Source organism: Streptomyces sp. NPDC042364 (genome assembly GCF_056437585.1).
On record NZ_JBWKAJ010000007.1, the window covers coordinates 45,910 to 60,954 of the forward strand.

The following is a 15,045-nucleotide window of genomic DNA, read 5'->3' on the forward strand; positions in this document are numbered from 1 at the left end:
TCAGTTGTCTCCCTTCGCGGAGTCGGCGGCGGTGCCCTCGGGCGCGTAGAGCCGGTCGCAGAGGCGCATCAGCTTGTCGAGCGACTGCGGGGCGGTCATGACCTCCGCGTGCATGGAGGTGTCCACGTCGATGGTGAAGAAGTCGTCGATGTGCTCGGACCACTCCTTCCAGTACTCGGTGCCGTCCACGGTCGGCAGTTCGGGGTTCGGGAAGAGCACCATGTGCTCCTCGAAGGCGCCGAAGAACCGGCCGCCGGCGTTGCGCAGGTAGTAGCAGCGCACCCCGTCGGGACGCGGCAGCGGACGCACGGCGTACGTCTCGCCCTGCATGGCCTCGAAGTAGCGCGCGAGTTGCGCGACCCGTGCCCGCAGTTGTGCCTCGGTCTTGCTGACACCGCGCGCGAGGGCGGCCTCGATCAGGGAGTCGAGGAACTCGTCGGTGTCCAGGGTGGCGTCGACGTCGTCGCGGCGCAGGATGGGGGTGGCGCCGTCATGCGCGTCGAAGCGGTCGTTGCCGAGGATCAGGTTGACGGAGCGGAACGCGCTGACCTTGCTGACCGTGTCCGGCTCGAACCTGCCGCCGACCATCAGCGCGTTGGCCTTGTTGGTCGACTCGGCGTCCAGTGTGTCGAGCATGACGAGGGTGTCGACGTCCGCCCCGCTCAGCTGGAGCTGCCGTACGACCTCGTAGGCGAACAGACCGCCCAGGGAGAACCCGCCGATGTCGTACGGGCCTTCGGGCTGGACGGCGCGGATGACAAACGCGTAGTGCTCGGCCATGGCGACCTGGCCGGTGAGGAGTTCGGTGGAGTCGACCCACCCCTTCGGCTGGATGCCGTAGAAGGGGCGCCGGCATCGTGCGGCCAGCGGGGCGTAGGACTCCACTCCGCCGTTGCCGTGGTGCACCCAGAAGACGGGCCTGCCGTCGGTCACTCCGTTCATACGGACCAGTTCGGGGAAGGTGTCGGGTGTCGCGGGCCGGGCCGTGCGGGGCCGGGGAGTCTCCTGTGACGCCCTGCGCCGCGGTGATCGGGGCGGCTGCGGGGCGCCGGCCCGGCCGTTGATCGCGTCGACGACGTCCTGCACCGTCTCGCAGTCGGCTATGACGTCGAGAGTGAGGCCCGCGTCGATCCGCGCCTGCGCCTGTGAGAGGAACTGCATCATGAAGATCGAGTCGAAGCCGTACAGGTGCAGGGGCTTGTCCCACCGCAGGGACGCGGCGTCGACACCGAGCAGGGACGCGATGAGGTCGGCGATCGCGCCGCCCGCTTCGGACGGCTCCCCCGGCTGCGGGTCCGGTGCTTGCTCCGATGCTTGTTCCGGCGCTTGTCCGGGCGCTTGTTCCGCTGCCCGTGCAGGGGTGAGTTCCGCCGGTGGGACCGGAACGGGCGGGGTGGGAACGGAGGGCAGGAACCGTTCCCGCATCAGCGAGTGGTCGCCGTCCAGCGCGATGACGCTCGGGAGCCCGGTCGCCCAGGCCCGGTACAGGGCGTCCAGGCCCACGGAGGTACGCATCGGCCGCATGCCCACGGACTCCAGGAGGCTCACTGTCGACGGGCCGGCGCCCATGCCGCCCTTCTCCCACAGCGGCCAGTTGACCATCAGGGTCCGGCCCGAGCGCAGGCCCCTCGCGGCCAGCGCGGCGCGGTGGGCGGCGTAGGCGTCCATGAAGGCGTTGCCGGCGGCGTAGTCGGCCTGGCCGACATTGCCGAAGGCCGCCATCGAGGAGAAACCGATGAAGCAGTCGAGCGGTACGTCCGCGCATGCCTCGTCCAGATGGCACAGCCCGCTGACCTTGGCCGCGAACACGTCCCGCAGGTCCGCCGCGCTCTTGCGGGCGATGAACCCGTCCCGGAGCACACCCGCCGCGTGGACGACGCCGTGCAGGGCGCCGTGCTCGGCCGTGATCTCGTGCACGGCCCGGAACACCTCGGCGCGGTCGGCCACATCCATGACGCGGTAGTGGGCCTCGGCTCCGAGGGCGCGCAGCGAGGCGATCAGCTCCTCCTGCGCCGGTCCGGCCGGACTGCGGCCGCCGAGGACCAGGACGGGTGACTTCACCCGCCGGGCGATGTCCTCGGCGAACAGGGCGCCGAGCCCGCCGGCTCCGCCGGTCAGCAGATAGACCCCGCCGTCCCGCCAGGGCGACCGAGGTGCCGGCGGCGGCACTTCACGCCAGTGGGAGACCTGCCGGCGCGCGCCGCGATGGCGGACCGCCTCCTGTCCGAAGGCCTCGGCACCGTCCTGCCGCAGCCGGGCGGCCAGTTCGGACACCGGAAGTGCCGTGTCGACCTCGATCCACTGCGTCAGCAGCTTGGGGTGCTCCATGCGCGCGGTGCGCAGCATTCCGCTCAGGCCGGCCAGCCAGGGCGTGTCCGCGGGGGTGACGACCTGGATGAGCCGCTGTGGGCGGGACTCTTCACGGACCTCGTTCCGCAGCAGTTCCAGAAGGTGCTCGGCGTACTCGGTGCAGCGGTCCTCGATCCGGCCGGCGGCCTGCCAGCTGTCGCACGTGCCGTCCAGGGCCTCGCTCAGCGCGGTCGCGTCCACGCCGGGCAACTCGCACAGCACCACGTGCCGGCTCATCTCCGGCCCCTCGTCCTGAGGGGCGTCGTCCAGGCGCCAGTCCGCGTGGACGAGCAGGGCGGTCGGACCGGTTTCGGCCTTGCCGGTGCGCGCACCGCGCCTGGCGCGCAGTCCGAGTCCCAGCAGGCGTACGCAGACCCTGCCCCGCGCGTCGCAGAGGTCGACGTCCACGCGGCGGATGCCCGCGTCCGGGCGCCCCTCGTCGGCGGGGCGTGCCACGGCCCAGCCCTCGGCCGGAGTGGCGGAGAGGATATGGACCTCGCGGACGAGGAACGGCAGCGCGGGGTCGGCCGGGGCGCCGTCCCGCTCGGCGGGCACCAGCCCGAGAACGGTCTGCAGGGCGGCGTCGAGCATGGCCGGGTTGAGCGTCATCGACGATGCCGCCGTCTCCGGCAGGCGCAGGCGGGCCACGGACAGGTCCGGGCCGCGGTGCAGTTCCTCGATGACCCGGAACGCGGGGCCGTACCCCATGCCCAGGCGGTCGAACAGCGCGTAGCACTCCGCGCCGGAGGAGACGGACGGGCATGTCGCCCGCAGCGTCTCGATGTCGTGCCGGTCGTCCGCCGCGAGCAGGGAGCTGTCGATGCGCGCCGTTCCCCGCGCGTGCGGCACGCGTCGGCCCTCGTGGAGTGTGGAAACCTCGAACACCCCGTCGCCGGCGTCGAGTTGGATGTCCATCGCGTGTGGTGCCGTCGCCTCCAGGGGCCGCAGCCAGGCGACGTCGTGCAGCCTTACGCCGGTGGGCTCGGCGCCGGGGGTGGCCCGGACGACCGCGTCCCGTACGAACTCGATGTACGCGGCGCCGGGCAGGGTGGGCACGTGGCCCACCTTGTGGTCGCGCAGGTAGAACTCGGTGCCGGTCAGCTCGCGCTGGGCGGGCGCTGGGGCCGCTGCCGGTGCGGTGGTGCCGACCTCGCCGAGGCCGCCGCCGTCCGTGGTCCGGGGCCGCTCGGCACGCCCGGCCTCCGGTTCGACGCCGTGCGGGGTTGGGGAAGGGGTGTCGGCGATCCAGTAGCGGCTCAGCCGGAAGGGGTAGGCCGGGAGCGGGACGCGCCGCATGGGGCGGCCGGTGTACAGACGCCGCCAGTCGAAGTCGAAGCCGGTGACCCAGAGTTTGAGCAGGCGTTCCAGTTTGCCCTTGGCGATCCAGCCGTCGATGGCCTGGGCGATGTCCTCGTCCCCGACCAGTTCGCTCCACGGTCCCCGGCGCTGCGCCCGGCCTGTGTGCACCCCGTGTGCGGTGCCGTCCCCGTCGAGGAACGCCCTGAGCCGCTCGCGCAGTTCGGCGACGGACTCCGCGAGGAAGGCGAGGCGCTCCTCCATCGCGACCCGTCCGGTCTGCAGGGTGTAGGCCACGTCGGGCAGTTCGGCCTCGGTCGCCCTCCCCTCGTCGATCCAGTCGGCGAGCTGCCGGGCCCGGGCACGCAGTGTCTCGGGCTCCGCCGCCGACAGCACGACGGCCACGGGGCGCGGTGCGCCGCCTCGCGGCCGCCCCGCCGGGGGTACGTACTCCTCCAGGACGACGTGGGCGTTGACGCCGCCGAAGCCGAAGGAACTCACCCCCGCCCGACGCGGCAGCTCACGACCCTCCGCGTCACGCGGCGCGACCCACTCCTCACGCTCACGCACCAGCCGGAACGGACTGCCCGCCAGATCGATGTAGGGATTCACCGTCTCGCAGTGCAGACTCCCCACCAGCGTCCGGTGCCGCATCTGCAACAACACCTTGATCACACCGGCCACACCCGCGGCGAGCTCCAGATGACCGATGTTCGTCTTCACCGAACCGATCCCGCAGTGAGCCTCCGTCACCTCAGCGCCCCGCTCCGCGTACAACGCGCCGAACGCCGCCTTCAACCCGTTGATCTCAACCGGATCACCCAGCTTCGTCCCCGTACCGTGCGCCTCGACGTACCCCACCGTCCGCGGATCGATCCCGGCCCTGCGGTACGCCTGCTCGATGAGCATGGCCTGGGCGGTCGGGTTGGGCGCGGTCAGGGACTTGGCGCGGCCGCCGTGGTTCACGGCCGTGGCGCGGATCAGACCGTGGATGTGGTCGCCGTCGCGCTCGGCCGCCGAGAGCCGCTTGAGCACCAGCATGCCCACGCCCTCACCCCGCGCGTAACCGTCCGCACGGTCGGAGAACGTCTTGCAGCGCCCCTCCGGGCTCAGCATCCCCGCCTTGCTGAAGGCGATGTGCCCGTCGGGGACGATGATGGTGTTGACGGCGCCGGCGACCGCCATGTCGCTCTCGCCCCGTTCCAGTGCCGCGACGGCCCGGTGCAGGGCGACCAGCGCGCTGGAGCAGGCGGTCTCGACCGGCTCGCTCGGCCCGTGGACGTCGAGGAAGTAGCTCATCCGGTTGGGGCCGATGGAGGGGACGCCGCCGGTGGGGGCGACGTTCCCGTCGCGGGCACCGCCGCGCTCGGCCAGCAGTCCGTAGCCGGTGTCGTGCGTGCCCACGAACAGGCCGAGGTTTCCGCCGGCCAGCGCGTCGGCGGCGTAGCCGGCGTCCTCCAGCGCCTTCCACACGTACAGCATCAGCAACCGCTGCTGGGGGTCCATGTGCAGGGCGTCCTTCGGCGCGATCCCGAAGAACTGCGGATCGAAGTCGGCGACACCGTCCATGAAGCCGCCCCACTTCACGTCGGTGCGGCCGGGCTCCCTGAGCGGGTCACCGAACAGGGCCTGCCAGTCCCACCGGTCGGCGGGCACCTCCGTGACGCAGTCGCGCCCTTCCACCAGGTTCTTCCAGTACGTGTCGAGGTCCCGCGCCATCGGGAAGCGGCCGCTGACACCGATCACCGCGATGGGGTCGGTGTCCCGCCGGTCCGCCCGGTCGGGTGAGGGGCCGGGGCCGGGATGCGGAGCGGACGCGGGCGTCGGCGATGCGGGCGGCTCGGGGGGCGGCACGGTGACGGGACCGACCGCCACGGGAGCGGCGGGCGCGGTCGGTTCCGCGGGCGTGCGCACTCCCAGCCGGGCGGCCAGCCGCGGGCCGTGCTCCTGGGCCAGATGCGTGCCGAACGCCCTGATCGTCGGGTGCTCGAAGAGCGCCGTGGGCGCCAGCTCCAGTCCCAGGGACTCGTTGACCAGGTGCACGAGCTGGGTGATGACGATCGAATCCAGCCCGTACTCGCTCAGGTCGACGTCCACGTCCAGGTCGTCCGCGGTCACCTTCAGCAGTCCGCAGACCTTCTCCACCAGCACGGCGCAGATCCGCTCCGCCACTGCCTCGATGACGTCATCGGCCCTGGCGGGAGCGGCGGTCCCGGCACTGCCTGCCGGGTCCTGGGCCCGCGTCCGCTGCCAGTCGCGCAGGGCACGGAGCGCTTCGTCCCGTCCCAGCCGCCCTTCGCTGATCAGCGAGTGCAGCTCGTCCAGGGATTCGAAACGGATGCTCACAGCAGGCTCCTCTTGAAGTCGTCCGCGCTCAGTTCGCGCTTGGCAATGGCTTCGACCAGCTCCAGCAGGTACGCCTCGTCGGCCGTGGACACGGGCGGCGTGGTCCGCTCGGCGGGGGTCCCGTCGGCGGGCCCCCGGACGCTGTAGCCGCGCAGGCGTACCCGCACGTCGCCGTGGTCGTCGCACAGGTCGATGTCGAGATGGCGGACGGTGCCGGGCCGGTCGTCCGGGGCGAATCGGACGACCGCCCAGCCCGTGCTCGGGGTGGCGCCCCATACCTGGAGCTCCCGCAGGGCGAAGGGCAGTGCTCCGCCGGGAGCGCCGCCGTCATCGGCGAACAGCCCGGCCGCGGTCTGCAGAGCCGCGTCGAGCAGGCTCGGGTGCAGTACGAAGCCGCTCTCCGCGCCGCTCTCCCCGGCCGCACCGGCGAGGTGGGCCGGAAGCCTCAGCCGTGCCACGGCCTGGCGGGAGCCGGTGTGCAGGCGCTCGATCGCGCGTAGCGCCGGGCCGTACACCATGCCGCCGGCGGCGAGGCGCGCGTAGCAGGTGTCGGCGTCCAGCACCGGTCCGTCGCACCGGTCGCGCAGCTCCTCCAGGTCGAGCCGCTCGGCCGGCTCGGGGGCGCCACGGCGCAGTCGGCCCTGGCCGAGGACGAGCCGCTCACCGTCACTGTCCGCCGTGAACACCTCGTACGCCAGGTCCCCGTCGTCGCGGCGGGAGAGGCCGACGTGGACGTCGGTGGCCTTCTCCACCGGGAGGGGGCGCGGCCATGCCGCCAGTCTGATCGACCAGGCCCGCTCGTCACCGCCCGCCGTCAGGACCGCGGCGGCCCGCGCCATCTCGAGCTGTGCCACGGCGGGCAGTACGGGTACGGCGCGCGCGGTGTTCTCTCCGCCCGCCGTCAGATCCCGCACGCGGTGGGCGTCGAGGAAGAACTCCCGGCCGGTGAAGCGCGAGGTGTACCGGTGTTCGTCCAGGTTAGAGGTGTTCGTGTGCACCAACGGGTGCGCGACGGCGGGCGCCGCGTGCTGCGCGGGGCGGCTGGTGTCGACCCAGTGCCGGCGCAGCCGGAACGGGTAGGTGGGCAGCGGGATACGGCGCGGGCGACGCCCCGTGTACCACCGGCCCCAATCGACGTCGGCGCCGTCCACCCAGGCCCGGAGCAGCGGTGCCCAGTCCCGCGGGCCCGTGCCGGCCGGGTGGTCGTCGGGCCCGAACCCGGCGGGGACCTCGGGGAGTTCGGCGCCCCGGGGGACCCGGCCGCTGAAGACCTCGTCGCCGGGCTCACCGTGGAGCCAGGATTCCAGGGCCCGCGTCAGCTCGTCGACCGTGCGGACCTGGCAGGCGAGGCGCTCGGACATGTGCACGCGTCCCGTCTGCAGGGTATGGGCGATGGCCGGGAGGTCGGTGTCGGCGTAGTCGCCGCGGCCCAGCGCCTCCACCCAGCGGGTGGCGAGCTCGCTCAGGACCTCCGGGTGGCCGGCCGACAGGACGAACGGGAGCGGTCGTACGGGGGCCCGGTCGGGCTCGGCCGCGTGCGCGGGTACGTATTCCTCCAGGACGACGTGGGCGTTGACGCCGCCGAAGCCGAAGGAACTCACCCCCGCCCGACGCGGCAGCTCACGACCCTCCGCGTCACGCGGCGCGACCCACTCCTCACGCTCACGCACCAGCCGGAACGGACTGCCCGCCAGATCGATGTAGGGATTCACCGTCTCGCAGTGCAGACTCCCCACCAGCGTCCGGTGCCGCATCTGCAACAACACCTTGATCACACCGGCCACACCCGCGGCGAGCTCCAGATGCCCGATGTTCGTCTTCACCGAACCGATCCCGCAGTGAGCCTCCGTCACCTCAGCGCCCCGCTCCGCGTACAACGCGCCGAACGCCGCCTTCAACCCGTTGATCTCAACCGGATCACCCAGCTTCGTCCCCGTACCGTGCGCCTCGACGTACCCCACCGTCCGCGGGTCGACGCCCGCCTTGGTGTACGCCTCGCGCAGCAGGGCCGCCTGGGCCTTGGGGTTGGGCGCGGTCAGTGAGTTGCCCCGGCCGCCGTGGTTCACGGCCGTGGCGCGGATCAGACCGTGGATGTGGTCGCCGTCGCGCTCGGCCGCCGAGAGCCGCTTGAGCACCAGCATGCCCACGCCCTCACCCCGCGCGTAACCGTCCGCACGGTCGGAGAACGTCTTGCAGCGCCCCTCCGGGCTCAGCATCCCCGCCTTGGAGATGCTGATGTGCCCGTCGACGCTGACGATGGTGTTGACCCCGCCGACGATCGCCATGTCGGACTGGCCCTCGCGGATGACCTGGATGGCCCGGTGCAGGGCGACCAGCGCGCTGGAGCAGGCCGTGTCGACCGGCTCGCTCGGTCCGTGCAGGCCGAGGAAGTAGCTCATCCGGTTCGGGCCCATGCAGGGGGACGCCCCGGTGATGTCGTATCCCTCGATCACCGGCGAGTAGCGGGTGACGAGCGTGCTGTAGCCGGTGCTGGTGGTGCCGACGATCAGGGCGGTGTCGGTGCCCGCGACGTCGCTCGCCGAGTAGCCGGCGTCCTCCAGCGCCTTCCACACATAGAGCATCAGGAGCCGCTGCTGGGGGTCCATCAGCTCGGCTTCCCTGGGGGAGATGTCGAAGAACAGCGGGTCGAAATCCCCGACACCGTCGATGAATCCGCCCGAGGTGACGTTGGAGGTGTTGGGGTCCTTGACCGGGTCGCCGTAGTAGGCGCGCCAGTCCCACCGGTCGGCGGGGATCTCCTGGACGCAGTCGCGTCCCTCGCTGAGGTTCCTCCAGTACGCGTCGAGGTCGTCGGCCATGGGGAAGCGGCCGCTCATGCCGATCACGGCGATCGGCTCGTCGTCGGGAGCGGTGGGCGCCGGTGCGGCGCGCCGCTCCGAAGCCGCCGGTGCGGCCGGTGTGTCGGGGGCCGCTTCTTCCCGGGCGTCGTGCGGCAGCCGCACGGCGACACGGTCGGCGTGGTGCTCCAGAAGGTGGTCGACCACGCCGTCCAGCGTGGGGTTCTCGAAGAACAGCGTCGGCGCCAGGGAGAGTCCGAAGGCCGCGTTGAGTTCGTCGGCGAAGCTGACCAGGGACAGGGAGTCGAAGCCGTACCGGCTCAGCTCCGCCGTGCCGTTGATCCGCTCTGCGGGGATGTCCAGCAGGACCGAGACGCGGGCGATCAGGTGCCTCAGGAGCGCTGTGCGCCGGGCCTCCCGGTCGCCGGGCGTGGTCCCGGTGTCCGGTGCGGCCGTCCCCGTGGGGTCGGGTCGGGTGTCGAGGAGGTGGTCCACTGCCTCTTCCAGGGTGAGGTGTTCGGGGAACGACTTCGGTGTCGGGGAGAGTCCGTACTCGGCGGCCAGCCGGCGGGCGATCGCGGTGAGCGCGACCGGGTCGAGTCCGTACTCGCCCAGCTCCACGCCACCGTCCAGTTCGTCCGCGGGCACGCCCAGCACGGCCGATATGTGCGTGATCAGGCCGTTCAGTACCGCGGAGTGCGGGACGGGCGTGCCGAGCCGTTCGCCGCCGGCGCCGGTGCCGGTCTCGACGGCGGGGGTGCGCGGCGCGGCGTCGCGGTCACCGGGCTCGGCGTCGTGGGACCGGGGGGCGGCCAGGAGTGTGGCGTCGACGCGGGCACGGTCCCCGTAGACCGCGAGGACGTGCGGCCGGCCGCTTCCGTAGGCGCGCAGAAGGGCCTCGACGCCCTGGGGGGCGCGCATCGGCACCATGCCGACGCTCTCCCGCAGGCGCCGTTCGGTCGCGGCGTCGACCGTCATGCCGCCGTCCGCCCACAGGGGCCAGCCGATCACCAGGGTGTGACCGTGCCGTTCGCCCCTGGCCACGAGTTCGTGGCGGCGCAGGGCGTACGCGTCCATGAAGGCGTTGGCGGCCGCGTAGTCCCCCTGGCCCTGGTTGCCGAAGGCCGACAGGGAGGAGAAGCCGATGAAGAAGTCCAGGTCGAGGCCGGCGGTGGCCTCGTCGAGGTGGACGAAGCCGGCGGCCTTGGCGGCCAGTACCTCCCTCAGGTCCGCCACGTCCTTGCGGGCCAGGTAGCTGTCCCGGACCAGCGCCGCCAGGTGCAGGACCCCGTCCAGGCGCCCGTGTTCGGCGACGGTCTCGGTCACGCACGCGGCGACGGCGTCGCGGCGGGTGACGTCCAGCACGCGGTACGTCGCACGGGCGCCCAGGTCGCGCAGCTCGCGCAGCAGTTCGCGCTGCGTCCGGCCCACGGGGGACCGCCCGCACAGCACGAGTACCGCACCGGGCGCCTGCCGGGCGATCTCCCGGCTGAACAGCGCGCCGAGACCGCCGGCGCCTCCGGTGACGAGATAGACACCGCCGGGCTTCCAGGGCCGGACCGGCGGGGCGTCCTCGACGGCGGTCCACTGGGGCACCTGGCGTCGGCCGTCGGCGTGGCGCACGGCCACGTCGTCGGGGCTCTCGGCGTCCTCGCGCAGCCGACGGCACAGGTCCGCGGGGTCGGCGGGGGTCTCCGTCTCGATGAGCTGGGTCACCAGGGCGGGGTGTTCCATCCGGGCGGTGCGCAGCAGGCCGCCCAGCCCGGCGAGCGGGTGGCCGGCGCCGTCGGCGGGCACGACGACCTGCACCAGGACCCGGCCCTTCCCGGTCTCCGGGATGGCCTTCCTCAGCCGTGCGAGCAGGGCTTCGGCCTGCCGGGCGAAGCGTGTCGGCAGGTCGTCGTCCGACGCGGGCAGCGCGGCGCACGGCACCCCGAGGTCCGCCTCGATCCGGGCCGGGTCGACCCCGTCGAGCCCGGCGAGCAGAACCTCGTGGGCGGCCCAGGAGCGCGGTGCGCGGGCGGGTTCGGCGGGACGCCAGCCGGCCCGCATGAGGGTGAGGGACGCTCCGTCGGACGTACGGTCGGGTGCGGTGCTCTCCGACCCGGACGGCACGGCGGCCGCGTCGGCGGCCGCGGCGTACGCGTCCGCGTCCGCGTCTGTGGCCGGGAGGACACGGGCGGTGAGGCCGAGCAGGCGTACGCACACCGCGCCGCTGTCGTCGCACATGTCCACGTCGACACGGCGCAGGGTGCCGCCGGTGTCGTCCGCCGCGGGCCGCGCGACGGCCCATCCGGTGTCCGGGACCGGCGCGTGCACCCGCACCTCCCGGAGGGAGAACGGGAGCGCCGGGGCCACCGTGTCGGTGCCGTCGGTCAGCGACAGACCCACGGTGGTCTGCACCGCGGCGTCGAGCATCGACGGGTGCAGGGTCCAGGCACCGCCGTCCCGCGCCGCCGGGGGCAGCGTGAGCCGGGCGACGGCGAGCCGCTCACCGATGTCGAGCCGCCGCACGGCGCGCAGCGCGGGCCCGTAGCCGATGCCCATGCGGTCGAAGATCCGGTAGCAGTCCTCGTGCTCCAGCGACCGCACCGAGCACCGGGCCAGCAGCGCCTCGATGTCCAGGTGCTCGGGTGCGGGCGACGCGTATGTCTCGATGCGGCCCTGCCCGTGCGGGAGGGGTTCGCCGTCGTCGGCCCTCGTGGTGATCCGGTAGGTGAGATCGTCGCCGGTGCCCGGCCGCAGGACGGTTTCGATCAGGGTCGGGCCGCTGATCCGCGCGGGCCGTGTCCAGACGACGTCCCGCAGGCGCACGGAGGTGGGCAGGTGCCCCTCGGCGCGGGCCGCCGCGTACGCCAGTTCCAGGTAGGCCACGCCGGGCAGCACCGGTACGTTCCGCACCCTGTGGTCGTCGAGGAAGAACTCGTCACCGGTCACCTCCGCCACGAAGCGGGACTGCCCGGTTCCGGCGGGTTCCCTGCGGCCGTCGAGGGGTGAGCCGGCGGGGGAGGGAGCCACGGCCCGCTCCGCACGCCGTCCGACCCAGTACCGCTCGCCGCCGAACGGGTACGGGGGGAGGGACACAACGCGGAAGCCGATGTGGTCGAAGAGCGGGGCGAAGCGCGGCTCCAGGCCCCGGGCGAACAGCTCGGCGAGCTCGGTGAGGCTGCTTCGGCGGTCGCCCTCGGTCATCAGCCGGCCGGCGCGCTCCGCCACGGCCGGGTCCGGGCGGCGGTGCCCGTCCGCGACCTCCCCGGTGACCACGCCCTCGGCCCGGCCGCTGTGCAGCCAGGTCCGCAGGACGTCCACGAGGTGCTCACGGTCGGACACCACGGCCGCCCAGCGGTGGGCGCAGTGGCGGCGGCCGGTGGCCAGTGTGTATGCCACGTTGCCCAGGTCCAGGTGGGGGTGGGAGAGCGCGTGGTCCAGCAGGCGCTCGGCCTGGGCCCGGCGTGCGGTGTCGTCCTGTCCGGAGAGCACGATCAGCCAGTGCGCGCGGGCCGGGTGCGTGGTGCCGTCCAGCGCGGGCGCCTGTTCGATCAGAGCGTGCGCGTTGGTGCCCGCGGCGCCGAACGAGCTGACGCCGGCGCGGCGCGGTGTCGCGGCGGGCGCGGGCCATGGCCGCAGTTCGGTGTTGACGTGGAACGGGCTGCCCTCCAGGTCGATCGCCGGGTTGCGCCGGCCGAAGTGCAGCGACGGCGGCAGCTGTTCGTGGCGCAGCGCCAGCAGCACCTTGATGGCCCCGGCCACGCCGGCGGCGAACTGGGTGTGCCCGACGTTGGTCTTGATCGAGCCCAGGGCGCAGCCGCCCGTCGGGGCGTCGCCGAAGACGGCGCGCAGCGCGTCGAACTCGATCGGGTCGCCCAGCGGCGTGCCGGTGCCGTGCGCCTCGATGTACTGGACGTCGGCGGGATCGACGCCGGTCTGCTCGTACACGCCGCGCAGCAGGCGTTCCTGCGAACGTGCGCTGGGCGCGGTGAGCCCGTTGGTCGTCCCGTCCTGGTTCACGGCCGATCCGCGGATCACCCCGTACACCTGGTCGCCGTCCCGCAGGGCGTCGGCCAGCCGCTTGAGGACGACCACTCCGGCGCCCTCTCCGGGCACGAAACCGTCGGCGCGCTCGTCGAACGTGTGGCAGCGCCCGCTGGCGGACAGCATGTTCGCCCGTACCGCGGACCGGTAGAAGATCGGCGTGGACTGGACGAACACCCCGCCGGCCAACGCCATCGTCGTGGTGCCCTCGCGCAGGTCCTGGCATGCCTGGTGGATGGCGACCAGCGAGCTGGAGCAGGCCGTGTCCACGGACAGCGCGGGTCCCTGCAGATCGAGGAAGTAGGAGATGCGCGAGGCGATGACCGAGGAGATGTTGCCCCACAGCGTCTGCGGGGGCGCGTCGTCGCCGATCAGCTGCTGGTAGTCGCTGGGCGAGCCGCCGACGTAGACGCCGCAGCCGCTGCCGTCGAGCCGTTCGCCGGCGTAGCCGGCGTCCTCCAGGGCGTGCCAGCACTCCTCCAGGAAGATCCGCTGCTGCGGATCCATGTACGTCGCCTCCTTGCCCGAGATACGGAAGAACCAGGCGTCGAAGCGCTCGATGTCGTCCAGGAAGCTGCCGTACTGGCGCGGCGCGCCGGCGCCCAGCGCCTCGTCCATGTCCCAGCGGGTCACCTCGCCGACGAGGTCGTCCCCCGCCGCCAGGTGTGCCCACAGCGCCTCGGCGTCGGGTGACTGCGCGAACCGGGCGGCCAGTCCGATGACCGCGATGCCGTCGTCGGCCGGCACCTCGCGCGGGGCCGGTGCGGGGCGCCGCGCCGCTCGTGGCACGTCACCCGGTTCCGCCTCGGGCCGCACCACGAGCGTGGCCGCGGCCGTCGGCGTGACCTGGGCCGTCGGCTCCTGCCGGGCCTCCGGTGCCGCTTCGGCCGGCTCGCCGCCGAGGACTGCGGAAGTGCGCAGCCGGTCCCCGTACCGGGTGGCGACGTGGTCCGTGAGCCGGTCGAGGGAGCTGTGCTCGAAGAGGGTGGTACCGGGCAGGTCGATGCCGAGCATCTCGTTGACCGCCTGGACGAGCTTGACGCTGAGGACGGAGTCCACGCCGAAGTCGGAGAACGACGCCTGCGGATCGATCTCGTCGGGTTCCATCAGGAGCACGCGGGACAGCTCGGCCAGGAGGCGGTCACCGATGACGTGGCGCGGCACGGGGGCCGGGTCTGCGGGCACGGCGGCCGGCACCGTCGACGGCTCCTCGACCGGAGGCAGGGGGGCGGTGCGCACACGTCGGGTCGGCGCGGTGCCCGCCCAGTAGCTCTTGCGCTGGAAGGGATACGTCGGCAACGGCGTCCGGCGTACGTCCAGGCCGGAGAACAGTGCGGCGAAGTCCACGGCGGAGCCCGCGAGGTACTCGGTCCGCGCGCGCTCCCACACCGGGGAGTCGCCCCGGGCCTCGGTGCCGTCCGCGAGCCATGCCTCGATCCGGCGTACCAGGCTGTCGCGGCCGTCGGCGACGAAGGCCGCGCGGTGGGCGAAGTGCTCCCGGCCGACCGCGAGGGTGTAGGCGATGTCGGCCGGTACGGCGTCGGGGGTGGCGCGCAGGTGCGTCAGCAGATCCTCGGCCCGCCGGCGCAGTGCCTCCGGCTGCTGGGCGGAGAGTACGAACACATGCTCGCCCGCGGTGTTCCGGCGGCCGTGGCCGTCCCGGTCCGGAGCGTCCTCGACCACCAGATGGGCGTTGGTCCCGCTGAAGCCGAACGCGCTGAGGGCGGCGACCCGCCTGCCCCGGGCGTTGGGCTGCCAGGGCCGCAGCCGGTCGTTCACCTGGAACGGGCTGCCGGCGAGCCGGATCTCCGGGTTGAGCCGTTCGAAGTGCAGCGACGGCGGAATCATGCCGTGGCGCATGGAGAGCACGATCTTCAGCAGACCCGCCACACCCGCGGCGGAGGTGGTGTGCCCCAGGTTCGTCTTGATGGAGCCGAGCGCGCAGGAGCCCGGTGCGCTCGTCCCGGCGAACGCGTTGACCAGGGCCCGGCACTCGATCGGGTCGCCGAGCTGGGTGCCGGTACCGTGCGCCTCGACCATGCCGATCTCGGCCGGGTCGATGCCGAACTCGGTGTGCACCCGGCGGATCAGGCGCTCCTGGGACAGGGCGCTCGGCGCGGTGATGCCGTTGGTCGCGCCGTCCTGGTTGACCGCCGAGCCGCGGATCACGGCGTGGATGTGGTCTCCGTCGGCCAGCGCGTCCGACAGGCGGCGCAGCACCACC

Annotated in this window: 2 protein-coding genes (1 of these 2 only partly in view); both read right to left on the reverse strand. The window is 73.1% G+C overall.

Annotation, left to right across the window (positions count from 1 at the left end; all coding sequences use genetic code 11):
- Positions 1-5,991 carry an SDR family NAD(P)-dependent oxidoreductase gene (locus AC067N_RS16430; RefSeq protein ID WP_478679565.1) on the reverse strand — a complete coding sequence of 1,997 codons (5,991 nt, stop codon included), beginning with the start codon at positions 5,989-5,991 and terminating at the stop codon, positions 1-3.
- Positions 5,988-15,045: the 3' portion of an SDR family NAD(P)-dependent oxidoreductase gene (locus tag AC067N_RS16435; RefSeq protein ID WP_478679566.1), read on the reverse strand. The gene runs 15,236 nt beyond the window's last position; the window shows 9,058 of its 24,294 coding nt (coding positions 15,237-24,294); the start codon falls outside the window, past its right edge — the gene reads right to left on this strand; it ends in the stop codon at positions 5,988-5,990. Before AC067N_RS16435 ends, AC067N_RS16430 begins: the two co-directional genes overlap by 4 nt.